The sequence below is a fragment of the Rhodanobacter ginsenosidimutans genome, assembly GCF_042655685.1.
GTDB lineage: Bacteria > Pseudomonadota > Gammaproteobacteria > Xanthomonadales > Rhodanobacteraceae > Rhodanobacter > Rhodanobacter ginsenosidimutans.
This window is the reverse complement of record NZ_JBHSMM010000002.1, coordinates 73,295-98,455: the sequence shown is the minus strand read 5'-3', so window position 1 is coordinate 98,455 and position 25,161 is coordinate 73,295. Positions and strand designations below refer to the sequence as shown.

Annotated in this window: 20 protein-coding genes; 5 read left to right on the top strand and 15 right to left on the bottom strand. The window is 64.1% G+C overall.

Features of this window, described 5'->3' with window-relative positions; translation table 11 throughout:
• The first annotated feature begins 8 nt into the window (after nt 1-8).
• Nucleotides 9-1,250, top strand: coding sequence for a YagK/YfjJ domain-containing protein (locus tag ACFPK0_RS10205; protein WP_056602749.1), 1,242 nt, complete (start codon nt 9-11; stop codon nt 1,248-1,250).
• Here ACFPK0_RS10205 and ACFPK0_RS10200 read toward each other — a convergent pair.
• Both ACFPK0_RS10200 and ACFPK0_RS10195 read right to left on the bottom strand, forming a co-directional pair.
• Nucleotides 1,216-2,358 carry a hypothetical protein gene (locus ACFPK0_RS10200; RefSeq protein WP_056602750.1) on the bottom strand — a complete coding sequence of 381 codons (1,143 nt, stop codon included), beginning with the start codon at nt 2,356-2,358 and terminating at the stop codon, nt 1,216-1,218. The two genes, ACFPK0_RS10205 and ACFPK0_RS10200, sit on opposite strands and share 35 nt — an antisense overlap.
• On the bottom strand, nt 2,351-3,565 hold the full coding sequence (locus ACFPK0_RS10195; protein WP_056602752.1) for a tyrosine-type recombinase/integrase: 1,215 nt from the start codon (nt 3,563-3,565) through the stop codon (nt 2,351-2,353). The genes ACFPK0_RS10200 and ACFPK0_RS10195 overlap by 8 nt, the downstream gene beginning before the upstream one ends.
• A 1,042-nt stretch (nt 3,566-4,607) precedes the next feature.
• On the opposite strand from ACFPK0_RS10195, the gene ACFPK0_RS10190 reads away from it, so the two are divergent.
• A complete protein-coding gene (locus ACFPK0_RS10190; protein ID WP_377340519.1) occupies nt 4,608-5,588 on the top strand; it encodes a polysaccharide deacetylase family protein in 981 nt (326 codons plus the stop codon).
• Complete coding sequence (locus ACFPK0_RS10185; protein WP_377340517.1) at nt 5,578-6,348, top strand: formyl transferase; 771 nt, start codon at nt 5,578-5,580, stop codon at nt 6,346-6,348. The genes ACFPK0_RS10190 and ACFPK0_RS10185 overlap by 11 nt, the downstream gene beginning before the upstream one ends.
• A 61-nt stretch (nt 6,349-6,409) precedes the next feature.
• Here ACFPK0_RS10185 and ACFPK0_RS10180 read toward each other — a convergent pair whose 3' ends face one another.
• Nucleotides 6,410-6,781 (bottom strand): hypothetical protein, encoded by a 372-nt coding sequence (locus ACFPK0_RS10180; protein ID WP_377340514.1) that lies wholly within the window; start codon nt 6,779-6,781, stop codon nt 6,410-6,412.
• A gap of 529 nt (nt 6,782-7,310) precedes the next feature.
• Between ACFPK0_RS10180 and ACFPK0_RS10175 the strand changes: the two genes are divergently transcribed.
• A complete protein-coding gene (locus ACFPK0_RS10175; protein WP_377340512.1) occupies nt 7,311-8,339 on the top strand; it encodes a polysaccharide biosynthesis/export family protein in 1,029 nt (342 codons plus the stop codon).
• A gap of 531 nt (nt 8,340-8,870) precedes the next feature.
• Nucleotides 8,871-10,013 (top strand): undecaprenyl/decaprenyl-phosphate alpha-N-acetylglucosaminyl 1-phosphate transferase, encoded by a 1,143-nt coding sequence (locus ACFPK0_RS10170; RefSeq protein ID WP_377340510.1) that lies wholly within the window; start codon nt 8,871-8,873, stop codon nt 10,011-10,013.
• A 44-nt stretch (nt 10,014-10,057) separates the two neighbouring features.
• On the opposite strand, the gene ACFPK0_RS10165 is transcribed toward ACFPK0_RS10170, so the two are convergent.
• The 12 genes from ACFPK0_RS10165 to ACFPK0_RS10110 form a co-directional block, all read right to left on the bottom strand.
• A complete protein-coding gene (locus ACFPK0_RS10165; protein WP_377340507.1) occupies nt 10,058-11,491 on the bottom strand; it encodes a glycosyl hydrolase family 28-related protein in 1,434 nt (477 codons plus the stop codon).
• Nucleotides 11,492-11,627: 136 nt separating this feature from the next.
• Nucleotides 11,628-12,785: a glycosyltransferase family 4 protein gene (locus tag ACFPK0_RS10160; RefSeq protein WP_377340505.1), complete on the bottom strand. Its 1,158-nt coding sequence runs from the start codon at nt 12,783-12,785 to the stop codon at nt 11,628-11,630.
• Between the two features lie 43 nt (nt 12,786-12,828).
• Nucleotides 12,829-14,787, bottom strand: a complete 1,959-nt coding sequence (gene asnB, locus ACFPK0_RS10155) for an asparagine synthase (glutamine-hydrolyzing) (protein ID WP_417715061.1) — start codon at nt 14,785-14,787, stop codon at nt 12,829-12,831.
• Nucleotides 14,788-14,795: 8 nt separating this feature from the next.
• The gene (locus tag ACFPK0_RS10150; RefSeq protein ID WP_377340500.1) at nt 14,796-15,881 is read right to left on the bottom strand and encodes a glycosyltransferase family 4 protein; all 1,086 of its coding nucleotides are present in this window, start codon (nt 15,879-15,881) and stop codon (nt 14,796-14,798) included.
• Entirely contained in the window at nt 15,878-17,197 is a 1,320-nt protein-coding gene (locus ACFPK0_RS10145) for a hypothetical protein (RefSeq protein WP_377340498.1), read from the bottom strand. Before ACFPK0_RS10145 ends, ACFPK0_RS10150 begins: the two co-directional genes overlap by 4 nt.
• Complete coding sequence (locus ACFPK0_RS10140) at nt 17,194-18,471, bottom strand: glycosyltransferase family protein (RefSeq protein WP_377340496.1); 1,278 nt, start codon at nt 18,469-18,471, stop codon at nt 17,194-17,196. Before ACFPK0_RS10140 ends, ACFPK0_RS10145 begins: the two co-directional genes overlap by 4 nt.
• A gap of 106 nt (nt 18,472-18,577) precedes the next feature.
• A complete protein-coding gene (locus ACFPK0_RS10135; RefSeq protein ID WP_377340494.1) occupies nt 18,578-20,035 on the bottom strand; it encodes a lipopolysaccharide biosynthesis protein in 1,458 nt (485 codons plus the stop codon).
• A 31-nt stretch (nt 20,036-20,066) separates the two neighbouring features.
• Nucleotides 20,067-21,368 carry a glycosyltransferase gene (locus ACFPK0_RS10130; RefSeq protein WP_377340492.1) on the bottom strand — a complete coding sequence of 434 codons (1,302 nt, stop codon included), beginning with the start codon at nt 21,366-21,368 and terminating at the stop codon, nt 20,067-20,069.
• Nucleotides 21,365-22,468, bottom strand: a complete 1,104-nt coding sequence (locus ACFPK0_RS10125; protein WP_377340489.1) for a phosphoenolpyruvate carboxykinase (ATP) — start codon at nt 22,466-22,468, stop codon at nt 21,365-21,367. The genes ACFPK0_RS10130 and ACFPK0_RS10125 overlap by 4 nt, the downstream gene beginning before the upstream one ends.
• Nucleotides 22,465-23,586, bottom strand: a complete 1,122-nt coding sequence (locus tag ACFPK0_RS10120) for a DegT/DnrJ/EryC1/StrS family aminotransferase (RefSeq protein ID WP_377340487.1) — start codon at nt 23,584-23,586, stop codon at nt 22,465-22,467. Before ACFPK0_RS10120 ends, ACFPK0_RS10125 begins: the two co-directional genes overlap by 4 nt.
• Entirely contained in the window at nt 23,583-24,170 is a 588-nt protein-coding gene (gene wbpD / locus ACFPK0_RS10115; RefSeq protein WP_056078004.1) for a UDP-2-acetamido-3-amino-2,3-dideoxy-D-glucuronate N-acetyltransferase, read from the bottom strand. Before wbpD ends, ACFPK0_RS10120 begins: the two co-directional genes overlap by 4 nt.
• Before the next feature lie 12 nt (nt 24,171-24,182).
• The gene (locus tag ACFPK0_RS10110) at nt 24,183-25,142 is read right to left on the bottom strand and encodes a Gfo/Idh/MocA family oxidoreductase (protein WP_056078006.1); all 960 of its coding nucleotides are present in this window, start codon (nt 25,140-25,142) and stop codon (nt 24,183-24,185) included.
• Between the last annotated feature and the right edge of the window lie 19 nt (nt 25,143-25,161).

Genomic DNA, 25,161 nt, shown 5'->3' with positions numbered 1-25,161 from the left:
ATGCACAAATGGACAAACATATGGGGAAAAACATCGTGAACTGTGACACCGTTAGTGACGAGCATATTGAGCGCGCCATTGAAAAAGGGGAGAGGCAGCACGCGCATATCGCCAAAGGCATGTGGCACACGACAGATGGAAAAGCTGTCGTCACGGAAGACCTCGATTGGCAGATGTATCTGAGGGTTTTTGAGCGAGCGGCTAAACGATTGACCACCGGAGGCGGCGCTATGGTCGTGCCTTTCAAATCCGTACGCGGTATGGCGCATAAACTGTCAGCCCTGGGAAATGACGTGCGCTTACTGTGTGTAAACGCATTGCCATTGGTCGAGCGTGCCGAACAGGGCTTCCATATGAAGGGTCACTCCTTCCGCAAAGCAGATGGAACGATAGCCGGTCTGGCTGAAGGTGAGCCCTACACATTCATCCACGCCATACCCAACCCCCACATCACGGTGATGATCCGTGCCTGCATGCAGATCGCCGAGAAGCTGAGCGACTTCCATCCCGGCGAATGGGCAGACGTCAACGAGCCGAAGATTCGAAATGCGTTTGTCCAGGCGGCTAGGTTTGTAAAGCGCGTCTGCAATTCCAGGCGGTTCAGGACTGTGGTTCTCAATCACGAGAGGAGCGAGCGTAAGAACTTGAAGTCCTGCTGGGCTTATGCCGGCAGTCTGTTCGAGAAGTACTCAAAGCTCCTGGTACTCAGGATTGACCTTTACATCCATCCCGACAGTCACGCTTGGTCAGAGTCAGATCGTGCAGAGTGGTGCGTCAGCCAGTATCTACGTGCCTTACGGGAGAATCGCCTCATTGAACCTGACGTCAAGGGGTGGATCGTGAAGCGCGAAGGCGGTTTCCGCCGCGGCATTCATTTCCATCTCATGGTTTTCCTCGACGGCCACAAGCACCAGGAGGGCCACGTTTACAGCCAGCAGCTTGGCGAAGCCTGGACGAGCCGCTTCAGTGAAGGGAAGGGTACGTTCTTCAACTGCTGGGTACTGCGCAAGAAATACGAACACAACGCACTCGGCGTGGTGCGCATCAGTGATCGGGTCATGCTGACCGGCCTCCTGATCGCGCTGGCTTATATGACGAAGGAGGACTGCGCCCTGGAAACCGGGCGCTCGCGTAACCTCCGGCGTGGCATCATTGAGTCCAGCGATGGCCCGAAGCCGGGTGCCCCGCGAAAGACCGAGAATGATCTTTCGGTGCTCAAGAGCGTATTTTCTGATTCGCCTTTTGCTTGAGGCGAATGTCGCGAATGTCGATCGGGTAGATCGCTATAGACCAGACGGCCTTGTGTTCACCCTCGCCAGTAAACCCCCAGTCGTCTAGCCATTTACCTAAGTTGCGGGTCATCCGCATCTGGTCGTCTGGACTAACGTCCTCCCAGGGTCTCTCCTGACCGCTGACAATCTGTTGCCAGCATCGTGCTGCGTGGACAGTCAACATCAATCGTTTGCTCATCCAGTGAAGCTGGCCGAAAGCGCGAGCTTCGTTATCACTCAATACGCTGAGATCGAACTCAGCAGGAGACGGCACTCCCTGACGCTCGTTATGCTTCGTGTTGATGAGTTTCCTGACCAACTTCAGCACCCCATTGTTAAACAACCAGTCATTAACGCCGCAGGCCCTAGCTTCGTTCCGCACCCATTCTTGGACAGCAGGCTGCTGCTCCTGTACGCCTTTTTCCGGATCGTTGAAACGCGCAGCTGCGCGGCACAAGACGTACACCCCAGGCGAGGTCCCCCTTAGCCCCATTGGGTCTTCCTTCGCCCGCAATACGGTGTCCAAGGCATTCTGTTCAACGAAAACATCACGCAGCTCGATGGCTAGCGCATGCCCTGGGTCATGACCTATCCATGGCCCCCGCTTTGGCTGCCCGTCATTGGGCCGAAGGCAACATAGAGACTGCCATGGAATCAGTCGTGTGAGATGTTTCGAACCCGTCCCTGAGTCCGGCGAAAACTGGACGGCGAAAGGAAACCAGCAGACTTCCCTCCGCTCCATCTCTAGCAGCAAGCGGGCGTCCTTCGGCGCCATTGCTAGATAGATCGCATCTGGCACTATCATCGGATTCTGGATGGCTGGGATACCGGACTTCCTAGCCTTCCGCACCTGGCTAAGGTCGTAGGGCGACAGGGATCGGCTCCAGGAATTAGCGGCATCACTAAACGTTGCCGGCAGCAGCCGGATGCCATCCATGTACACCACCTTGCCCGCGGGTACACGGACGTAGAGTACAACCTCGCCATCGTGCACTAACGCAGGCAAGGTGCCGCGCATCTCGGCAGGAGATACTTCGTCTAACAGCGGCACCAGCTTCGACAGCCGCCTCGCATCGATCTCAGTCATGCGCCTCTGGCTTCCCGTTAGGCATTACGAAATCGGCCCATGCTTGCATGAGTGGTCGGCGTTGCTCCAGCAGATCCGTCCGGTGGTAGGCTGCCTCCACTTTGTTCTGCACGGTGTGGGCCAGTGCCCGTTCAGCCAAATCGCGCGCATACCCCTTCTCGCTGCACCAGTCGCGAAAGCTGGATCGGAAGCCGTGGGCGGTAGCCACACGTCCCGGTACGTCGCTAACGGCCTTCATGCGTCGCAGAAAGGCTGTCAGAACCATGTCCGACAACGGGACGCCTTTGCGTACGGACGGGAACACAAACGTGTGGTGCAGCCCCTGTTGGTGCTTGAGGAGCGCTATGGCTTGCTGAGAAAGCGGCACGCGGTGGCTTAGCTTGGCCTTCATTCGCTCCGCAGGCACCGTCCAGAGCTTGTTCTTCAAATCCACCTCATCCCACGTCATGTAGCGTACCTCGCCCGAACGGGCTGCCGTCAGGATCACAAACCCTAAGAGCTGGCGCGTGACTTCAACGCTTGGCGGCAGGTGGTCGGTCACGAACGCGGGCATCAACGCCCAGGGCATCGCAGGCTGGTGCTGTGTGCGAACCGTCTTGCCCGGTTGGAGTGGCAAGAGGTGATTCACTACGTCGACCGGGTTGGACTGACAGAAGCCGTGTGCCCACCCCCATGCCATGACCGCGTGTAGCCGTTGCTTGACCCTCCCAGCCGTCTCGGCTTTTTCCAGCCAGATGGGCCGCAGCACATCCGCGATGTGACGCGGCTGGATTTGATCAAGCGGCATAGCCCCGATCAACGGAAAGGCGTACTCGGTAAGGGTGTTGATCCATTGCTGAGCGTGCTTGGCGTTCTTCCAACCCGGTGTCAGCTCTTTGTGAAGGATTTTCGCCGCCTCGCGCAAAATGGGCATGTGTGGCTTGACTGCCTCGTTGGCTTTGGCCTCCAGTGGGTCTTGTCCGTTGGCAAGCTTTTCACGCATGAAGCGCCCCTGCTTGGCGGCTTCGGCAATGCCGATGTCTGGGTAACTGCCCAGTCCTGCGTTGCGGCGCTTACCGGTGACGGGACTGACGTAGCGGAGAACCCACTTGCCTTGCCCCTTGTGGCTGGGGGAAGGGTGAAGTGCCAGACCAGTGACTCCGCCATGGGCGAGGGGCGTGCTTCCAGCTTTGACGTTGCGAGCCTTGGTGTCCGTAAGGAGTGTCATAGACGGAGGTTCCGGGTTGGTAGCTGGTATGCCAAGCAGTATGCCATCCTGAATTGGTTGTGGCTGAGTTTGGTTGTGGCTTGTTGGGCTATGACTCGACAATAATGGCTTTACTTGGCCATTTATCTTGTATTCTGTTGGTATCCCTTGATCCTTGTTGCGTACTTTGCAGGCGGTCTCTCTCTCCGCCAGATACGCAAAGCGCCCCGAAAGGGGCGTTTTGCGTATCTGGCGGAGAGAGAGGTGTGGACGAACCCTCTTGGTTCGACAATTTTGTCCGGAACAAAATTGGACAGCCGAACGGCTGGCCCTGGAGCGCGCAGCGCGGAAGGGTTGGGCCCATGGATGGGCCCAACAATCCCCGCGGACCTCACGCCTCAGGGCAGCGCACCGAAGCGACGCTTTGCGTATCTGGCGGAGAGAGAGATATGGACGAACCCTCTCGGGTTACTCGGCGCATCCTGCACCTCGCCCTTCGGGCCAGCGGCTTCGCCACTGTTCGCTACGGCATCCTGCCTTCGCGAGCGACAAATTCGCCCGGAGCGTCAAGGACAGCCGAAGGCTGGCCCCGCAGCGCGCAGCGCGCAGCGCGGAAGGGTTGGGCCCATGGATGCGCCCAACAATCCCCGTGGACCTCACGCCTCAGTGCAGCGCACCGAAAAGCGCGTGTTTTGCTGGTCGTGAAGGGGTGCGGACGGATTCTTCCACCTAACTCGACGCATCCCGCGCGCGCCTCGTCCTAAAACCAGCGACAGCCCCCGTTCACCTCAATTTCCCGACAACCCCACGATTTTCACGCCACCTGCCCAACAATGGGAGCTTGGAAACGCGGCGATATCGCCATGAGGCCACGGCAAGGCCGGCGATGCCCCTCATCGCCCCTTCAGGTTCTGCCCTGAGAATACGATCAATTCGCTCGACGCACGCCTTGCGAATAAACACGGGGAGATGAGCCGGCGGTATCGCGGCTTGACTCGATCGTGCGTCGGTACCGCCAATGCTTCAGGAGACGGCGTCCTGACTAACGAGGTGTGGCTGACATATGCCGGGTGTATTCACTGTCTCGTTGGACCTGGAGTTGTATTGGGGCGTGCGCGACAGCCGCAGCTTCGAGGACTACGGAGCGAACCTGCGCGGCGAACGCGATGCCATTCGCGGCATTCTCGACCTGTTCCAGACCCACGGTATTCACGCCACCTGGGCCACGCTCGGGTTCCTGTTCTTCAAGGACATCGCGCAGTTGCGGCAGCAACTGCCGGGCGTATTGCCGGATTACCAAAACCAGCAGCTTTCGTCCTATCGCTACATCGACGAACGCACGTGGGGTGATGACGACCTCTACCACTTCGCGCCGGACGCGATCGAGCAGATCCTCCGTTGCCCTGGGCAGGAGGTCGGCACGCACACGTTCTCGCACTACTACTGTCTGGAAGAAGGGCAGACCATCGAGTCATTCCGCGCCGACCTGCGCGCCGCGGTGGAGGTTGCGAAGGGCGTAGGCATTCCCACCACGAGCCTGGTGTTTCCGCGCAACCAGGCGAACCCGGCCTACCTTCCGGTGCTCGACGAATTGGGTATTGCCTGTTACCGGGGCAACGAAAGGATGTCGTTCTACAAGCCGAGAAACCAGCAGGGGCAGAGTCCGCTGGTGCGCGCGTTGCGCTTGCTGGATACCTACATCAACCTCAGCGGCCACAACACCTACAGCCTGGAGGAGTGTGCGCGCAACCGGCCGTTCGACATTCCGGCCAGTCGATTCCTGCGTCCGTGTTCGCGTTCACTCGCACCGCTGGAGAGCCTGCGGCTGCATCGTATCAAGCGCGCCATGCACGAGGCCGCGACCGAAAATCGGCTGTTCCACCTGTGGTGGCATCCGCACAACTTCGGGGCCGACGTGAAGCGCAACCTAGATTTTCTGCGGAAGATCCTGATCCACTATGACCAGCTCCGTCAGCGCCACGGGATGCAGTCGCGCAACATGGGTGAGGTCGCGGCGCTGCTGGAACGCATGCATGTCGGCTAGGGCGCGGATCGTGCTGCTCGCCGGTGATGGGTTGTCCACGCGGGTGATGTACCACGGCCTTCGGGAGGAGTTCGACGTCGTCGAGGTGGTGCTCGAAGACAAACCTTCGGCGCTCAGGATGCTGCGCCATCGCGCCCGCAAGCTCGGCGTGATGCAGACATTGGGACAACTCGGTTTCATCCTGTACAGCCGGCTGCTCGTTCGCGCGTCCCGCTCGCGTATCGAACAACTTCTGCATCGGCACGGCTTGTCGGACGCACCGATTCCCACGCAGGTGATCCGTCGTGTCGCCAGCGCCAACGGGCGCGGCGTGGCGGATCGTCTGCGCCAGCATGCGCCCCAGGCTGTGGTGGTGAATGGCACACGCATCCTGTCGCAAAAATTGTTGGCGGCCGTGGATGCGCCTTTCATCAATACGCACATGGGTATCACGCCGGCCTATCGCGGGGTGCATGGTGGCTATTGGGCGCTGGCGAACAATGATCGCGCGCATTGCGGCGTCACCGTTCATCTGGTGGACGCGGGCGTCGACACCGGCGGCATCCTGTATCAGGCGACCATCACGCCCGAGGCGGACGACAATTTCGCCACCTACCCGATCCTGCAACTGGTGCAAGGGCTGTCACTGATGAAAGCCGCGCTGCGCGATGCCGCGGCCGGACGCGTGGTTCCGCGCACCGGTGAGGGATCGTCGCGGCAGTGGTATCACCCCGGTTTGATCGGATACTGGAAAACGCGGCTGCGGCACGGCGTCAAGTGAGTGCGCTTGCGCGACCTGGCCGGGGTCGAGCGAAACCTTGCCGGCGGACTGGGGGGCGCCGTCAGCGCAGAAGCCCCAGATGAAACATCAGCCACCCGGCCAGTGCGCTCAGAACCAGACAAACAGCGAGCCAGAATCCTCGAGAATTTTTCTCCCAGACGGGCTTTTTCTTGTTGTTTCCCATGTTTTCTTGCACCAGTAACGAGCGGCAGCCGAACACGACGTGGATGGTTGCAGAAGAAAGCCAATATCGTGCCAAATCAGGACACGGACCTCGTCGGGTATCGAATATTGTGGTTCCGGACACGCGAATCGGACGAATGCCGCAGTTTTTCCCCTGTGCCTGAACGAGGCCGCGGACGACCGAGTGCGTCGAATCGCATGGTAGCGCAACGATCTGACGCTTTCGCCGCGTGCCAGGTGACAAAAGCATGGCGGTCGTCCTTCCTTGGTGGCGGAAAGGGAATGCGCCCGACGAGCGCTCAAGTTGTTTGAATGCTGTGCGGGCGGATGGTCTCGGCATGCGTGGCGATCGCCGGCGGTGTCGACGCTGATCCCGCTTGGTTCAGCTATCCCGATATCGCCGCAGCGCCTTGCGGGGCAAGGCATTTGGCCGTCCAATTCATGTTGATGCCGCCATTGATCCGATGACGCTGTGATGTTCTCTTCACGTGGCGTGTGGCATTTACTATCCCATTTTTTTCTGCCGATTATCCCTTCACATATGAATGGTGCCATTCATATACATCCGTGTCAGGAAAATGAATTTGCGCTTTACCGATAACCTCGATTTTTAATGCGAGCTCTGAATTCGACGCGAACGTGTTGTTTAATGTTTATTCCAGGATGCCTAGTGGATCACCATCTTCGAGGCCTAATTAAACATGAAAACAACTCGCGCCTTTATCATTCTCGGATTCGTGTTGCTGGTTAACGGTTGCGTTTGGGCGCCGGGACAACGCATGCGTAGCGAGGGACTGGTTCGTGGTACGCCGACGGACAGCAGCCAGATCCAGCTGGTAACGATCACCCCGCAACTGTTGACGACGAACAACGCGACAACGCTGGCCGCCACGGTGCCGCAGGCGCTGTTGTCGTACAAGCCGGAGCCTTATCGTGTCGGCCCCGGCGACACGCTCTACATCACCGTATGGGATCACCCGGAGCTGACGTCGCCGGCGGGTTCGCAGCAGCAGACGGCCGCCAATGGCCGCCTGGTCCGGTCCGATGGCACGATGTTCTATCCCTACGTGGGCGCGGTGAAAGTCGCCGGAATGACGATCGAGCAGGTGCGCGACGCCATCAGCACGAAGATCGCCAAGTATGTCGAGCGACCGCAGGTGGACGTCGGCGTCGTCGGTTACAACAGCCAGCATGTGCTGCTGCAAGGTGCCTTCAAGAAGACCGATCCACAACCGATCACGACGGTTCCTCTGACCCTGGGGCAGGCGCTGGGTACGGCATCGGTCAATGCGGACGAGGCCAACATGTCCGATCTGATATTGACGCGTGACGGACAGGACTATCACCTGGACCTGACCGCGCTGAGCAACGGCCACAGCATCGCGCAAAGCATCTATCTGAAGCCTGGGGATCGCCTGATGCTCCCGTACAACGATACGCAGGAGATCTACGTGCTGGGCGAGGTGCTGCGTCCACGCGCGGTCACCTTCAGGAGCGCTTCGGACATCTCGCTGACGCAGGTCCTGGGCCGCGCCGGTGGCCTCAATCCCGTCACGTCCGACGGCAAGGAGGTCTATGTCATCCGCGGTGCGAACAACCTGGAAAACACGCCGGCCAAGGTCTTTCAGCTTGACGCCCGTTCACCTTCGGCGTTCGCGCTGGGGGATCAATTCAGGGTGAAGCCGGGTGACGTGGTGTTTGTGGGTGCGGCTGGTGTGACGCGCTGGAATCGCGTGTTGAGCCAGTTGCTGCCGTCGGCCTCGATACTCAGCAGTGCGGCCAATGCGAACTACAGCGCCACTCACTGAGGCGACGCGGTTGCGCATGACGTAAAGCGATCATCGACCGGCAGCGAAGGCTGTCGGTCGATGTCGTGCGTCCAGCTTGAGGTTTCGAAGCCGTTGGTCGTTTCATCATTTGGACGTCTATTCAGCGCAGGGACAGGCGGCATTCAGTTCGGATGGCAACACGATATGAATGATTGATTGACAAAATCATCATCTAACGATGGCGGGCCTGAATCAGGATTTTCACCATGCAAGCGGCGCTGTCCAAAGATGGTAGGTTCACCGTTCGGCATTGGCTCCGAGTTGTTTCATCGGAAATGGTTGCCGGATTATCTCTTGGCTTCAGATCGCTTTCCGCCACCTAAAGGCGGCGATCCGTCAGTCCATCAAAATCAATAGATGCGGGGCGTCGGGTTTCTGGCGTGTCCGCACCACTCACAACTCGAGCTCGGCTGGACCAGGGGGATCCGTTCGAGGTTGGTCGGAGGTAGGAATGCCATGCACGAGTCGCGGCTAGTCGTTGATTGCCTGGTTGCTGCATGCACGTCGGCAATGGCCATTGTCGTGCTGCGTCGGTTCGCCGTTGTGTGGGGTCTGGTGGATCACCCTGATCAACGCAAGCAGCACCATGGTGATGTGCCCCTGGTGGGCGGGCTCGCGATCTTCATCGGCATGGCGGCGGGCGCGGCTTGCTACGGGCAGTTCCAGGGGTTTGAAATGATCTTGCTGGGTACCGCCGCCGTGCTGGTGCTGCTCGGTGCGCTGGATGACCGCTTCGATCTCAGCGTGCGGGATCGCCTGCTGATCCAGACCATTGTCATCCTGACCGTCATTGCCAGCAGCGGTGTGTATATCCATACGCTGGGGCGCATCTTCGGTCACGAAGTGACGTTGGGCTGGTTCGGTGTTCCGGTGACGGTGGTTGCCGTGATCGGGCTGGTGAATGCGTTCAACATGATGGACGGTATCGACGGCCTGGCCGGAAGCCTGGCGCTGGTGAGCATCGCCGCCATCATCCTGTTTGCCGACCCGTCGCCCCTGCATGGCGTCATCGCGTTGCTGGTTGTGCTGGCCGCGGCGTCGCTGCCTTATCTCGTCGCCAACCAGGGTTTCATGGGCGGGAAGATTTTCCTGGGTGATGCCGGAAGCATGTTGATCGGGTACTTGCTGGCCTGGGCGCTGATCAGCATGAGCCAGACACCCGGCACGCAGTTGTCGCCGGTCAACGTGCTGTGGTGCGTGGCGCTGCCGGTGTTCGACACGTTTGCGGTGATGTATCGGCGCATGCGGCAGGGCAGGTCGCCGTTCAAGCCGGATCGCGGACACATCCACCACATCCTGCTCGGGTTCGGCCTGACGTCCCGCACCACGTTGGCCCTGTTGATCCTGCTTGCTACCGGCCTGGCGTTCATCGGCGCTTTCTTCAGCAGCGCGGCCCATTCGGCGGGTACCAACCTGACAACGTTCTGCCTGACCCTCGGTGTGTACGTCATCACGGTCACACATGTGTGGCTGCGCCAGGAAGCGCGTCGGCACGGGGCGGCTGATTCGCAAACCATGGTCGACGCGGGCGCCGTCGCGTCGGAAGCGACGGCCCGGGAAGTCGGAATACCCGTGCCGGAGGACGAGCTCATGTTCAGGGAGGACGACCATGCCGAGGTCTACCATTCGCTGCGGCGGTCGTCGCGTCGTTGATCGCGATGGCTCGTGTGGCGAGCGGCGCTACCGGGGCGTGGCCCTCACGTCGTTGGTGTCGTTCCGCGGAACTCGATCGTCGCGCCGTTGGCGATCTTCTTTACGCTGCCCCCGACGTCGTTCTCGTACTCGAAGGAATGCTCGAGCTCCAGCCGGCCCTTGCTGATGCGCATGTCGTTGCTCGTGCTCATGAACGACATGGAGCCGGTGCGCGCGCCGTGGGTTACCACGTTCCGGGAGATCACGATCCTGTCGATGACTCTTTTGTCGTCGGGTGATCCGTCGTCGGCGAAATTGATGCACGTTGCATGGATGTCGGTGAACACGTTGCCCGCACATACAAGGCCGTCGGCGCCAAGTACGCCAATCGCGCCCATTTGCGGACGTATGCCGCTGAACATGTTGCCGGTGATCACCGTGTTGATGGCGTTGCGGCTGGTCCGCGACGCGATGGCGCCGAGACGGATCGCGTCGCCGCCAGGCCCCGAGCCGGGTGGCGAACGGCGGAAGGTGCAGCAGCTGATCTGCGTCCCGCTCAAACCCTTGACCGCCACGTCGACGCGTATCGAATTGAGGAAGTCGCAATCGAGTACGCGAAGATTGTCCGGCCTGCTCGCGACAGTCTTCGCCTTGGTGGAAGAATCGATGCCCCAGTAGCAGTTCGTGAATTCGCAATCCGACACGGTCCAGTCGTGGATGTTGTCGCCGGTCTGGTGTCCGTTGAAAAACGTGATGCCCGCCGTGTTGACCGTGTCGATGTCGATGAACCGGCAACCGCTGATGGTCACGTTGCGATAGATGCTCCAGTCGTGGTCGGGCTCGAAATCGATGCCGCCCACCGAATGGGAAAGTTTTGCGTTGCCAATGTTGCGGAAGACGCAGCGTTCCACCATCAATCCATCGCAGTCGATGACGGACAACCCGTTGCGGTTGTCCTTCACCGCACCGTCGAAGACGCAGTCGCGCACCACGATGCGCTGGTTGTGGCGCTCGGTACGGGCGAGCGTGCCCGAGCCGACATACATGCCGTCGCCGCGAAAGCCGTGGAACGTCACCCGCTCGACGGTGAGGTCCGAGGTGGCATTGACGGCGAGCAGGTAGAAGAACTGCGCATAGCCGAACTCGGCCACCCGTCCGTCGAGTTTCAGGTCGTGCAGATGGATGTCGCGCATGTTGTCCGCGACCCGGTGGCTGCCGCCGTCGCGGATGTGGGTGACGAGCATGAATTCGCTGGCCAGTGACGCGTCGTAGGCTTTCAGCTGGCTGGACGGTCCTTCGCCGTACAACTCGAAGCCGGACTTGAGGTTCAGCTGCTTCACGAGGTAAACGCCGGCGGGCACGAACACCTTGTCGGCTGCGGCTATCGCGGCCTGGATGTCGCCGGTGCAGTCGTATGTGCTGTTGCCGGCGCGAAGGGCAGCGTGTTCGGAGGCGGGGAGGTAATCCAGTACGTTCGCCTGTTTCAACGGGGATGGCATGATGCGGCCTCCGGTTGTGCGACTTTCGTGGTGGGAGTGATGGCTACGTTGGGGCCATCGGCCGAGTCTACTGCGGCAGATGCCGGGGCCATGAACCGCACATGACCCGACCGTGCGAGACGTGGCATATGGACGTCTAGACGGATGATTCAACAGATGCCTGCGACGCGGTGCAAAGCTCCGTGTAGACCGCCAGCGTGCGCTCGACCACGATGCGTTCATCGAACTGCGCTCTCGCCTTGCGCCTCGCCGCGTCACCCAGCTGGCGTGCGAACGCGGGATCATCCTGCAACCGGGCCATGGCCCGCGCCAGCGCCTCGCTGTCTCCCATCGGCACCAGCAGTCCGTCGACGCCATCGGCCACTACCTCGCGACAGCCGGGCACATCGGTGGTGATCAACGGAAGTCCGCAAGCAGCGGCCTCGACCAATGTTCGCGGCAATCCCTCGCGATAGCTCGGCAGCACCACGAGGTCGACCGCGCCGAGCAGGCCGACCATGTCGTCGACGTGGCCGAGCCAGGTCAGCAGGCCTTCGTCGACCCATCCTCGTATCGTGGCCTCCGGCACGGCGGCCGGGTTGCCCGGGTCTGGCGTGCCGGCAAGCAGAGCCCGGAAGGTGCGGCCCTGCTTGCGCAGTTGCCGGATGGCGTCGACGTATTCAGCGACGCCCTTGTCCCACAGCAGGCGACTGGCCAGCAGCATGCGCGGGCATCCGTCGGTGGGTGCCTGCGGGGATATCCCGGCGAACTGCGCGCAGTTCACGCCCGAGCCGCGAATCAGCCGCACATGCGCCGGGTCGACCAGGCCGGCCTGCCGAAACAGTTCGACATCGTCCGCGTTCTGCAGGATCAGCCGCGCATCGCGACCGCCCAGCGCCAGCCGCAGCAGGCCGCGCACCACCGGCCGCAGCAAGCGCGCCTTCCACTGCGAACTGGTGAAAACGTAGCCCATGCCCGCCACCGCATTCACCCGCGCGGGAATGCCGGCCAGCCGCGCTGCCAGCGAGCCGTACACGGCGCACTTGATGGTGAAACCGTGGACCAGCGCGGGTTGTTCGCGCCGCAGCAGGCGCACCAGGTGCCACAGCAAGGCCAGCTCGCGCAGCGGGTTGAGGCTGCGCCGTTGCATGGGAAGGGATTCCCAGCGCAGGCCCAGGCCGCGCAATTTATCGCCATACGGTCCGGGCGGGGAGATCAGCAGCACGTCGTAGCCGGCCCGCTGCAGCGCCAGCGCCAGCGCGCGCCGGAAGTTGTAGAGGTACCAGTCGGTATTGGCGAACAGCACGGCCTTCATGAGCGTGCCCCGTGCGCCGTAGCGGAGTGGGTGCCGGCAGCGATCATGCGGATGCCCTCCGTTCCTGTTCCAGCCAGGCCTGGAACATCAGCACCGTCCACAGCTGGTGCTGCCAGTTGCGGCGGCCGCTCAGGTGCTCGGTCCACTTCTGCCGGATGGCGTCCGGCTGGAAATAGCCTTCGTGGCGCAGACGATTCTCGTCGAGCAGGGCTTCCGCCCAGTCGCGCAGCGGGCCGCGCAGCCAGCTGTCCAGCGGTATGCCGAAACCCATCTTGGGCCGTTCGATCAGTTCCTTCGGTACATGCCGATACAGCACCTGGCGCAGCAACCATTTGCCCTGGCCGTGGCGGATCTTCTGTTGCAACGGCAGGCGCCAGGCAAGTTCGACCACGCGGTGGTCGAGCATCGGTACGCGTGTCTCCAGGCTGTTGGCCATCGCGGCGCGGTCGACCTTCACCAGGATGTCGTCGGGCAGGTAGGTTTGTGCGTCCATCGCCATCATCCATTGCGCCAGGTTGTCGGTAGGCGGCCACGCATCAGGCATGGTCAGCAGCGTGGGCGGTTCCTGCGCGCCCAGCACGACGCGGGCCGGGTCCTGCCATTGGCTGGCCAGGTTGAGGAAATACGCCTGGCCGCTCGACAACGTGAGGACGTCCGCCAGCTTCTGCGCCTTGTCGCCCGGCGTGGCCAGTTGCCAACGTTTGGGCAGCAGTGGACCGATGCGCTGGAACCATCGATCCCAGGTTGCCGGCGCCACGGCGTGCAGCGCAGCCGCCGCGGCGCGACGTGCGGGCGGTGGCAGGCGCTGCGCCTTTTCCCACGTGGTGCGTGCGCCCAGGTAGCGGTTGTAGCCGCCGAACAGTTCGTCGCCGCCATCGCCACTCAAGGCCACCGTCACCGCACGGCGGGTCAGCTGGCTGATCAGGAAGGTGGGGATCTGCGAGCTGTCGCCGAACGGCTCGCAGAAGATGCCGGGCAGCCGCGGAATCACGGCGAGCGCGTCTTCGGGCCGCACGTAAAGTTCGGTGTGTTCGGTGCCCAGGTGTCTTGCCACGGCCTTGGCGTGCACAGCTTCGTCGTAGCCGTTTTCGTCGAAGCCGATGGTGAAGGTCTTGACGGGCCGCGCGCTGCGCGCCTGCATCAGCGCCACGATCGTGCTGCTGTCGATGCCGCCGCTGAGGAAGGCGCCCAACGGCACGTCGGAAAGCATCTGCGCATCGACGCTGGCACCCAGTTGCGCTTCCAGTGCGTCGGTGGCGGCAGCGTCGGTGGCGATGAGCGGCTCGCGCAGGCCCGCGCTTACCGCGTCGTTGTAGCGCCAGTACGGCACCGGCTGCGCCTCGCGCGGCGTGTCCGCCGAAATGCGCAGCAGGTGCCCGGGCCGCAGCTTGGCCACGCCGCGGTAGATGGCATGAGGCGCGGGGACGCAGTCGTGGCGCAGCAGCAGCGCCAGCGCGCCGCGATCGATGTCCGCCCGGAATGCCGCATGCGCCTTCAACGCCTTCAACTCCGAACCGAACAGCAAGGTGTCGCCCTGCCAGCCGTAGTACAGCGGCTTCTCGCCCATGCGGTCGCGAGACAGCGTCAGCGTGCGCTGCTGGCGATCCCATAGGGCGAACGCGAACATGCCGACGCTGGCCTGCACGGTGCGCTCGACGCCCCAGGCGGCAAAGCAGGCCAGCAGGGTTTCGGTATCTGCGTGGCCGCGCCACGGCGGCGCGGCGTGCTCCGCGCGAAGACGGTCGCGCAAGGCGAGATGGTTGTAGATCTCGCCGTTGAACACGATCACGTAGCGTCCGTCGGCCGAATGCATCGGCTGGTGGCCGGCCGGGGAAAGGTCGAGGATCGACAGGCGCCGCTGGGCCAGCGCCACGCCGGCGGCTTCGTCGCACCATTCGCCGCTGTCGTCGGGGCCACGGTGGCTGAGCCGGGCCGACATCGCCCGCGCCTGCGCCAGCAACGCGTCCTGCGCGCCGCCGTGCCGTTGCCAGAAGCCGGTCATGCCGCACATCAGGCGTGACCCGCGCGACGCAGTATGTCCGCGAGCCGCGGCACCTGCGCCTCCAGGCTGTATTCCGACTCGACCCGCGCGCGACCGGCTGCGCCCATGCGCTCGCGTAGTGACGGGCTGGCGATCAGGCGTTCCAGCGCGTCCCGCCAGGCGGCCTCATCGGTGGCCAGGAACCCGTTTTCGCCGTGGCGCACGATGTTGACGTTGACCCCCACCGGCGAGGCCACCACTGGCAGGCCGCAGGCCATGTACTGGATGATCTTGTAACCGCACTTGCCGCGCTCCCACGGGCTGTCGAGCAGCGGCATGATGCCGATGTCCATCCGCGCGATCATCGCCGCCTCGGTGGCCTCGGACCACGCCACCACTTCCGGCGTGGTGCCGGCGAACAGGCTCGCCGTTTCGGGCCGCGCGCCCACCAGCAGCAGCCGCGCATGGTCGTCGGCGCAGACCTGCTCCAGCGTCCGGCGCATGTCCAGCATGTAGTGCTCGGTGGCGGGCGAGCCGATCCAGCCGATCACTGGCGGTTGGTCGTCCGCGGTATTGGCCGCCGTGTAGCGCTGCTCGTCCACCACGGTGGGGATGATCTCGATCCGCGCCGCGCCCGCCTGCCGGGCACGTGCCGCAAGGTAGCGGTTGCCCGCGATCACGCAGGCGGCGCCGCGCATGATCCGGTCGATCTTGCGCCCCAGCAGGCGACGCACCAGCGGGTTGGTCGATTGATCGTACTTGTGGAACAACGCGTCGTCGTAATCGACCACGTACGACTTGAACGACCGCGCCAGCGTCGCCTCGATCCAATAGGGCAGATAGGGGAAAAGTTCGCCCTCGATCCAGGCCAGGTCGTGCTCGTGACGACGCAGGAGCTGCATGAACCGCCGGCCGAAATAGCCCCATGCGCGGCTCTTGGCCGCTCCGGGGCGATCGCCGTACAGCGCTTCGAGGTACGCGTCCGGGAACAGCGCATGCACCTGCACGTCGATGCCGTGATCGCGCAGCGGTGCGAGGTATTGCAGGCTGCGCAGGCGCGAACTGGGTCCGCGCCGGGAGTATTTGGAAAACAGCAGAACCTTGAGGCGCTTCATTCGCGGCCCTTCTTGAATGCCTTCGGATACTCGATGGCCAGCGCCACCAGCGGGATGACGTACATCCACTGGAAGACGAACGCCTCGATGTACGGGTTGGTGTTGGTGCCGAGAAAGGCGCAGACGAAACCGCAGAACATGAACTTGTGCCGTGGCGGCAGGCGGCGGCGCCAGGCCAGCCGAATCACGGAGGCCATGTACAGCAGGAACGGCAGGGCGTAGATCATCGCGCCGATGATGCCGACGCGGTAGATCGTGGCCAGCCACACCAGTTCGTAGCGCCAGGGGTGGACCGTATCGCTGACGAAATCCACCCCGACGCCATGGCCGGAACCCAGTCCACCGTTGGCGAGAATGCCGGCAAACAGCGAGTGGCCCATCTGCACGCGCGCGCTGCCGCCGCCGGAGGCGAGCTTGGTCGAGACGGCGTCCAGCACGCGCTGCAGGCTGATCTGCGTATAGGCCTGCAGCAGGAACAGCGCCGTCGTCACCGCGATCAGCATTGGCAGGCCGTAGCGGATGAGGCGGAAGATCGGCGATTTCTGCCGGGTGTCGGTCGTGCGCGAGGACAACAGCAAGCCGAGGAACCAGCCCAGCGGCACGGCCAGGATAAGTGCCGTGCGGCCGGAGGTCAGCGCGCAGACCAGCAGCATCGCCAGCAGCGCGAGGCGCATCAGCCGGTTCCTGATGAGCTCGGGCGAACCGAAGAATCCGCCGCAGAGGAAGATCAGCGAGCCGTACACATGCATGGTGGCGCCGGCGAACCCCTCGGTGAGATTGACGTTGGCGCCCTCGAAGAAGAACGTCACCGCCGCGGCGCCGCGCGTGAGGTACAGGTAGAAGAACAGGCCCACGCTCAGCGCGCACAGCAGGCTGAGCACGGCGAGCCAGTCGATCAGCCGATCGGCGCCCAGACGCCGCAGCAGGCCATCGGCCACGAGCGTCCACAGCAGCGGCGAAAGGATGTAGATCGCCAGCACCTGGATCTCCGCTTCCTGCGGCGCGTCGTGCATGCCGCCCACCACCATGTAGAGGAGGGTGACGATCACGGTGCAGACATACAGCGCCAGCAGGGTCCTGAAGCCGGGGCCGATGCGCAGCCCCGGCAGCGCCAGCATGGCAGTCAGCACCATCGCCGCCGCGGTGATCTCGGGGAGCGAGTTGGGCACGACCACGGCCAGCACCAGCAGCGCGAAAGCCGCCGCCAGAAACATGTGGCCGACGGTGAACCGGTAGCGGCCGGTGAACGACTGCGCGGCCGGCGCCATGAACACCGACGGGGCCGGCGTCAGCGCCGAGTCATTGCCGGGATTCATGGCTGCACCATGCTGGAAAGCCAGCTGTCGAGTCTGTCGGCCTGGGCGATGCGGCTGTAGGTGGCAATGTCGTGCCGCGCGCTGCCGCGGTGGGGCGACAACGCGCCCCGCACCGCGTCGTAGCCGGCCGTGCCCGCGTCGGTGAGAATGGTCTGGCCGGCCCCGGTCTGCGCAAGGATGGCGGTGGCCTCATTGCTCACGCCAGAGACGCAGACGATGTCGGCGCCGGCAGCCAGGTATTCGAACAGTTTTCCGGTGGCGCAGCTGGCGCGCGAGCCGGTCAGCAGCAGCAACTTGTCGCATCGCCTCATCAGCTGCAGCGCCAGCGAGCGCTCCACCGGCCCCAAGACGCTGACCGGGAAACGGGCGCGCCGCAGCGTCGCCTGCTCGCCCGGCGTCAGTTCGCCGACAAACAGCAGGTGCCGGTTCGCGTCCGGCTCGACGGCGTCGTTCAGCGCATCGACGAGGTAGTCGAGGCTCTTCGACGCCGATCCGTCGCTGGCGCCGACACGCCCGAAATGGCCGATCAGCAACGCACCGGCCCGCACCTCATGGGCGAGGATGGCGGCGGCGCGCGCGCTGCCCGCCACGTCGCCCTCGAGCGCGGCGAAGTCGGCCGGATCGTAGCCGTTGGGCAGCATCGCCGCGGTCTTGCGGGGATAACGCCGACGGAAATCGTCGACCAGTGGACCGCTGACGGAGGTGACCAGATCGCTGGCGGCCACCACCCGCGCTTCGATCAGCTGACGCATCGCCTTGCGCAACCAGCCGGGTTTGCCCAGCGGTTCGAACACCAGCCCGTCGCGGAAATCCTGCAGGCAGGCGATGTGGTGCCTGCTGGACAGCGCCGCCGCGGCGATCAGCGCGTCGACCGGCGAATAGCTGCCGATGACCGCGCACCGCTCGCCGGCAGCCAGCTTGCCGGCGCATAGCCGATCGGCCTCGGCCAGCGCGTGGACGAACCACGGGCGCGCACGCGAACGGCCGCCGGTGAGCAGGAACGGCAGCGGGCGCACGAAGGCGGCGGCCAGGGCCAGCAGCGACGCGGCCGCGGACGATTCGCTGCCCACGCAGCGCCCGGGCAGCGGAAAGAGCGTGATGTCGGTGCCCGGCGGCGCCGCGGTCGCGGTCATCGCCGATGGCGATTCCCGGGCGAAAACGAAGATGCGGTATTTCGCCGGGTCCAGATATTTCAGCAGGCTCCTGAACCGTTGTGCGGCGATATTGCCGGCGAGGTGATGCGCCGCGAACACGAACAAATTGATTTTCTTCATCGTGGATCCTCAATCTGTCGGCGACATCGCCATCAGGCGCGGGGGTGAAACCGGTCGATTCGGCCAGCGCTCCGCGTCCGGGCGCGATGACCGCATGGCGGCTCGCTCAGGGCAGCGCACCGGGTCCTCCCTCGGTTTGCGGGCAGCCTGGTTGTGGTTTGATCGCCGCCCGCAGCGACCGGTACATGGCCGCCCACTCGGCGCGGAAACACCCGATGGCCACCGGCAGCAGGGCCAGCCACACCAGGCTGAAATGCACCGGCAGGCGTGGGCCGAACGCCAGCGTCGCAATGGAAAGTCCCACGCAGGCGGTGACGAACATGTACAGCCGAGCGCGCGGGAACGGGCGCCAGACGTAAGCGGACGCTTCGGTGCGGGCCAGGAAGAAGACGAGGAACGCGATCGCGTTGGCGACCACGGCACCGGCCGCGCCGTGGCCGGGGACCAGCCACACGCTGAGCGCGACATTCACCACCAGCGCCGCGACGGTCGACCACAGCGACAGCATGGAGCGGCGCGTGATGCCGATGCCCACGCAGGTCACCTCGGACAGCGTGTAGAGCAGCGGCTGGCCGATGCAGCACAGCATCAGGTACTTCACCTGCGCGTAGTGCGCCGGCAGCACGAAATCGGCCAGCCAGGAGAAGGCGCCCGTCAGCACCCATATCGCGCACACCACCGCCAGCGCCTGCTTGGCGATGGTGTCGACCCGCCGCATGTCCACGCCATGCGCCACCCACTTGTAGACGAGTGGCGCCCACAGCACGGTGAAGATGGTCTGGAAGACCACGCCCACGCCGGCGAAGCTCATGGAGACCGAGTAGATCGCCAGCTCCGGCAGGCTGGACAGCGAGCGCAGCGTCAACGTGCTGGTGGCGTCCAGCCCCCAGTAGGCGACGCCGGCGAAGATCAGCGGCGTGCCGTAGGCGAGTACCCCGCGCACCTGCGCAGGCGCCACCGGCGCGCGTATCGCCGGGCTCCATTCGCGCCAGGTGTTCCAGCCATAGGTGATCAGCACCGACAGCAGCGAAATGAAATATGCCGCCTCCAGTTCCACGAACGTGGTGTGGATATTCGATGCGGCGATCACCGTCACCACCAGCAGGAGCAGCACCTTGGGCAGGATCTGGCTGATCGAGAACGCCGCACCGCGATCCTGCATGCGCAGGATCAGCGAGAGAAAGCGCGAGACGAAACTCGTCGTCACACAGGCGAGCAGCAGCCAGAAGTAGGCGACATGGCCCACCCCGAACAGCCATTCGGCGATGCGGTCGTCGAAGGGCGCGGTCACCAGCATCGCCAGCAGCAGGAGCGCGCTGCCTGGTGCGAAGCAGGCTTTCAGCAAGGCCGCGCGATCGGCCGATTCGTGGTATTCCCGCACATAAGCGCGGTCGAGCCCGAGGCCGAACAGCAGCACGCCGAACGAGACGGCGATCTGCACGATGTTCAGCCGTCCCACGTCGGCTGGCGGAAACACCCAGGCGATCACCGGCACCGTCACCAGGCCGAGCGCGGCGGTGGCGATGGGGCCAACGGCAAATGCCAGAGCGGTGCGTAGATTCATCCGTTGATCGATCCGATGGGGCGCGTCGCAATTACCTGCCCGCCGCATGCTGGATGGCCGGTGCCGCCTGCTTCCGGCAGCGCGCGGGGCTGTCGTCGGCGCCGCCGAGGGCGACGATGCCGGCGACGAAATCGCGGTAATTCCTGGCGGCGTCGAAGCCCGCCTCGATCACCTGCCGCGCGTTGGCGCGCAAATGCGCGTGCCCATCGGCGAAGGCGACCCGCGCCATCGCGTCGGCGATTTCCTCCGCGTCCGGTTGCGGGTCAAGCAACACGCCGCAGCGCCCGGACACCAGGCCGGAGATGCCGCCCACGTCAGGCGCAACCACCGGCACGCCCGCACTCATCGCCTCCATGATGGACACCGGAACGCCCTCGGACTCGCTGGTGTTGACCAGCATGTCCACCGCTGTATCGCGATAAAGCGCCGCCACGGCGGGGTGGGGTAATTCGCCGGTGAACGTGAACTCGAGGTTGTCCAGGCCGCCCAGCTCCCGTGCTGCCAGCGCCCGGGTTTCTTCCAGCAGCGGGCCGCCGCCGACATGCGTCCACGTCACGCGGATATCGCGGTGTTGGCCGGCGAGCAGGCGCAGCGCGCCGATCATCCGGTCCAGCCGCTTCACGCGCATGCAGGACGCCACCGACACCACGTGCAGGCAACCGGCTGCGCTCGGACGGTTGAGTGCGTTGGCCAGCGGTACACCCAGCGGACTGATGCGGATGTTTTCCGCTGGCGCGCCGTAGGTTCGTTGCAGGTACGTTTTCGCTTCGCGGGACAGCGCGAAGACCGCGTCGAAGGCGGCGATGAATTGTCGCTTGAGCGGCATGTAGCCGGAATCGCGGCGTGCTTCGTACAGGTCGTAACCGTGCGCGCGCGAGACCACCTTGCGCACGGCGCCGGCTTCCCTGGCGAGCACGGCGGCGCAGGCCTGGGTGTCGTTCCAGTAGCAGTAGGCCACGTCGATGCGGCCGTGGGCTTTCGCGTGCCGTTGCAGTTGTGCGGCTTGTTCGAGCGCCTTGGACGTGTGCAGCAGGGCGCGGCCGATGGTGCGCGGCTGGAGCTTGCGCGACCGCCGCAGATAACCCAGCTCGCGCCAGAAGATGGCCGAACGCAGCGCCGCCAGCGCATGCCACAGACGCCCGATCCCGACGGTGCCTGCCATGCCTGTATCAACCGCAATGCGTGCCGGCACGGGCCGCGGGGTGCCTGTCGCCAGTGCAGGCAACAGGGTCACGCTGATGTCGTCGCGCGCGGCCCAGTAGCCGATCTCGTCCTCGATGAACTGCTCGCCGGGGAGATAGGGATAGGCGTTGGTCAGGATGGCGATTCTCACGACGTCGCGGCCATGCCCGAGGTGATGATGTCGGTCACGCGCTGCTGGTAGGTGGCGTGGTCCACCTTCAGCGGAATGCTGATCTTGAAACAGCCAACCGCGGCGAGGCTGCCCGAGAGCACCCGGCGCCAGTTCGCGGTGACCTCTTCCATCGTCAGCATGGCGGTGCGCGCGGTGGCCAGCGCGTTGTATTTCTCCCAGTACAGGTGGTCGTGGAAGACGCTGTATTCGGCGCTGACCACGGCGATCGTCATATCCACGACGTTGGCCTGGCTCAGCTGCGACAGGCGGATGTCCGGCACGTCCTCGCGCACCACGTAATACAGGCGCGACAGCGGGGCCGACGTGGAATCCACGCGCGGGTACAGGCGGTCGGGCGACATCTTGCGTCGCACGCTGGCGGGGTTCAGGCGGTTCTTGATGGCGAAGTGGGCGCGGTCGATCCAGCCGCGTCCGGCCAGCAGCTCGTGCTTCATCTGGTTGCCGGCGCAGTTGTAGCCGTAGATCTTCGGCCAGGCCATGTTGCCGTGGACGCGGCCGGTGTCGGACATGACCACGATGTCGTCGCTGACGAAGCTGGCGCCGGGATGATTGCGCAGCGCCAGCATCGCCGACGACTTGCCGGCACCGCCGGTGCCGGCAAGCAGGCAGGCGCTGTCGCCGATCGTCACTGCCGAGGCGTGGATCGGCACCATGTCGCCAAAGAAATACACCGACGGCACCAGCACCAGCTCGTGCAGGATCTGCTCGAACGCCTCGGTTTCGCGCGCGTATTCCATCGACAGCAGTTTGTGGACCACGCGCCGCATCCCGCGGCGACGCCGGATGGCAACCTCGACATTGAGGCAGCCATCGGCGGAGCGTTCCCAGCAGACGTCGACGCCGGGAAACACGGTGCGCATGCCGTGCTCGAAGGCTTCATGCACGCGCGGGTTGATCGCCGTGGGACAGCGCGCCGTCACGGCGTCGACGATGCGGATGTTCACCTCGGGCGCGCGGCCGGGCGCGTCCGCATACAGGCTCAGGCTTTCCGCCAGCGGCACCTCCAGGCTCGTGTCGCAGGAAAAGGCATAACACTTTCCGAAAATGATTTTCTTCATGCAGGACAAACCCGGCGCGACGGCAGATGGGAGAGGACCGACGCCAACGCCGCCACGATCGACTGCTGCTGATCGGCGCCCAGGTAGGGCGACATCGGCAGGCTGATGACCTGCTCCGCGAGGGTGTCGCCCACCGGCAACTGCCGTTTGCGATCGGCCACGGCCGGCTGCCGGTTGAGCGGCAGCGGGTAGTGCACGGCGGTGGGGATGCCGGCCTCCTTCAGCCGCGCCTGCACCTCGTCGCGCTCGGGTACCCGCACGGTGTACTGCGCCCAGGCGCTGCGGTTGTGCGTTTCGACGAAGGGCGCGATCGCCAGCTCGGCGTCGGCGAACAGCCGGGCATAGGTCTGCGCCACCTGCTGGCGCAACGCGATCTCGTCGTCGAGGATGTCCAGCTTGGGCAGCAGGATCGCCGCCTGCAGCGTATCCAGACGGCTGTTCACCCCCACGCGTACGTGGTGGTAGCGCCGATCCTGGCCATGGCGTGCGATCTGCCGCACGAGGCGGGCCAGCTCCGCATCGTCGGTCAGCACGGCGCCGCCGTCGCCGTAGCAGCCCAGCGGCTTGGTCGGGAAGAAACTGGTGCAGGCGAGGGTGCCAAGGCTGCCACTGCGGCGGTTCTTGTAGCTGGCGCCGAAACTCTGCGCGGCATCCTCGATGACGGTGATGCCGTGTTTCGCAGCAATCGCGTTGATGGCGTCGAAATCGGCGCACTGGCCGTACAGCGAGACCGGAATGATGGCCCGCGTGCGTGGCGTGATGGCCGCTTCCAACAGCTCGGGATCAAGGTTGAAGGTGCGCGGGTCGACGTCCACGTACACCGGTTTGGCGCCGAGCAGCGCCACGGTTTCGGCGGTGGCGATATAGGTGAAGCCCGGCGTGATCACCTCGTCGCCGCGACCGATGCCCAGCGCCATCTGCGCGATCTGCAACGCATCGGTGCCGTTGGCCACGGCGATGCAATGCGCCACGCCGGCGTAGGCGGCCAGCTTTTCCTCCAGCTCGCCCACTTCCGGGCCGAGAATGTACTGGCCGTGCGCCAGCACGCGGGCAATGCCCGCGTCGAGGCGATCCCTGATGCGCGCCTGCTGCGTCCTGAGGTCGATGAAGTCGATCATGCTGCCGCCTCCTGCCGCTGCAAGGTGCGCCCATCAAGCACGTAACGCGTGCCGGTGTGCGCGCAGACATCCTCGGCGTGGCCTTCCAGTGGAAGGTTCAGTTGCTCGCCGAATTCACTCATCCAGCCAACCTGCCGCGCCGGCACGCCGACCATCAAGGCGTAGGCGGGCACGTCCCGGTTGATCACGGCGCCGGCGCCGACGAAGGCGAACTCGCCGATCGTCACGCCGCAGACGATGGTGCAGTTCGCACCCAGGGTGGCGCCCTGGTTGACCACGGTGTCGCGGAATTCGTTCTTGCGCTCGATCAGCGAGCGTGGGTTGTACACGTTGGTGAACACCATGCTGGGGCCGCAGAAGACGCCTTCCTTCAGCGTCACGTTGTCGTACACCGACACGTTGTTCTGGATCTTGCAGCGGTCGCCGATGACGACCTTGTTGCCCACGAACACGTTCTGCCCCAGCGAAACACCGCTGCCGATGCGCGCGCCGCCGCAGACATGGGTGAAGTGCCACACGCGGGAGCCGGCGCCGATCTGGGCGCCCTCGTCGACGATCGCGGAGGGGTGCAGGTAATAGTCCATGCGGCTCTCTCTTCAGGCTTGCCGTACGAGGAAGGGGTGCGCTTCGCCAGCGCGGGGGGCGGGCTTGCCGTTGCGGATGGCCGACACCGTTTCGATGGCGACGCGGTTTTCATCCAGGCCGAAACCGCGTCCGGCGAGGATCTCCTCGTAGCTGCGGTTGTGCAGGTCGGTGAAGCCGCCGGAGAACTCGATCTCCTGGCCATCCACGGTGATCGAGCGGTAGGTGCGCTGGCCCGCTTCGCGCAGTGCGGCCGGCACGTCCTCGATGTCCACCGACAGGAACCAGCGCACGCGGGCGTTCTGGTATTCGAGATAACCGGCAGCCTTCGTCTCGCTGTCCAGGTGCACCACGTTCATCTGCAGCGCGCCGAAGATGTGGTGCAGCATGTCGAAGAAGTGCACGCCGATATTGGTGGCGATGCCGCCGGATTTTTTCGGGTCGCCCTTCCAGCTTTGCAGGTACCAGTGGCCGCGCGAGGTGACGTAGGCCAGATCCACCTCGTGCTTGTGGTCGTGCGGGCCTTGTTGCACCTGCTCGCGCAGGGCAACGATGGCCGGGTGCAGGCGAAGTTGCAGGATGGTGTTGACCCGCTTGCCGGTGTCGCGCTCGATGTCCTGCAGGCCGTCGATGTTCCAGGGGTTGAGCACCAGCGGTTTTTCGCAGATGGCATGGGCGCCGGAACGCAGCGCGAAACGCATGTGCGAGTCGTGCAGGTAGTTGGGCGAGCAGATGGCGACGTAGTCGATCTGGCCGCCGTTGCCGGCACGTCGGCGCAGGTCCACGTGGCGGTCGAAGCGTTCGAATTCGGTGAAGAAATCGGCGTTGGGAAAGTGGCTGTCGATGACACCGACCGAGTCGTTGGGGTCGAATGCAGCCAGCAACTGGTTGCCCGTGGTCTTGATGGCCTGCATGTGGCGGGGGGCGATGTAGCCGGCGGCGCCAATGAGGGCGAAGTTCTTGGAGCTAGGCATGGATGGTCCTGCGTGTTGC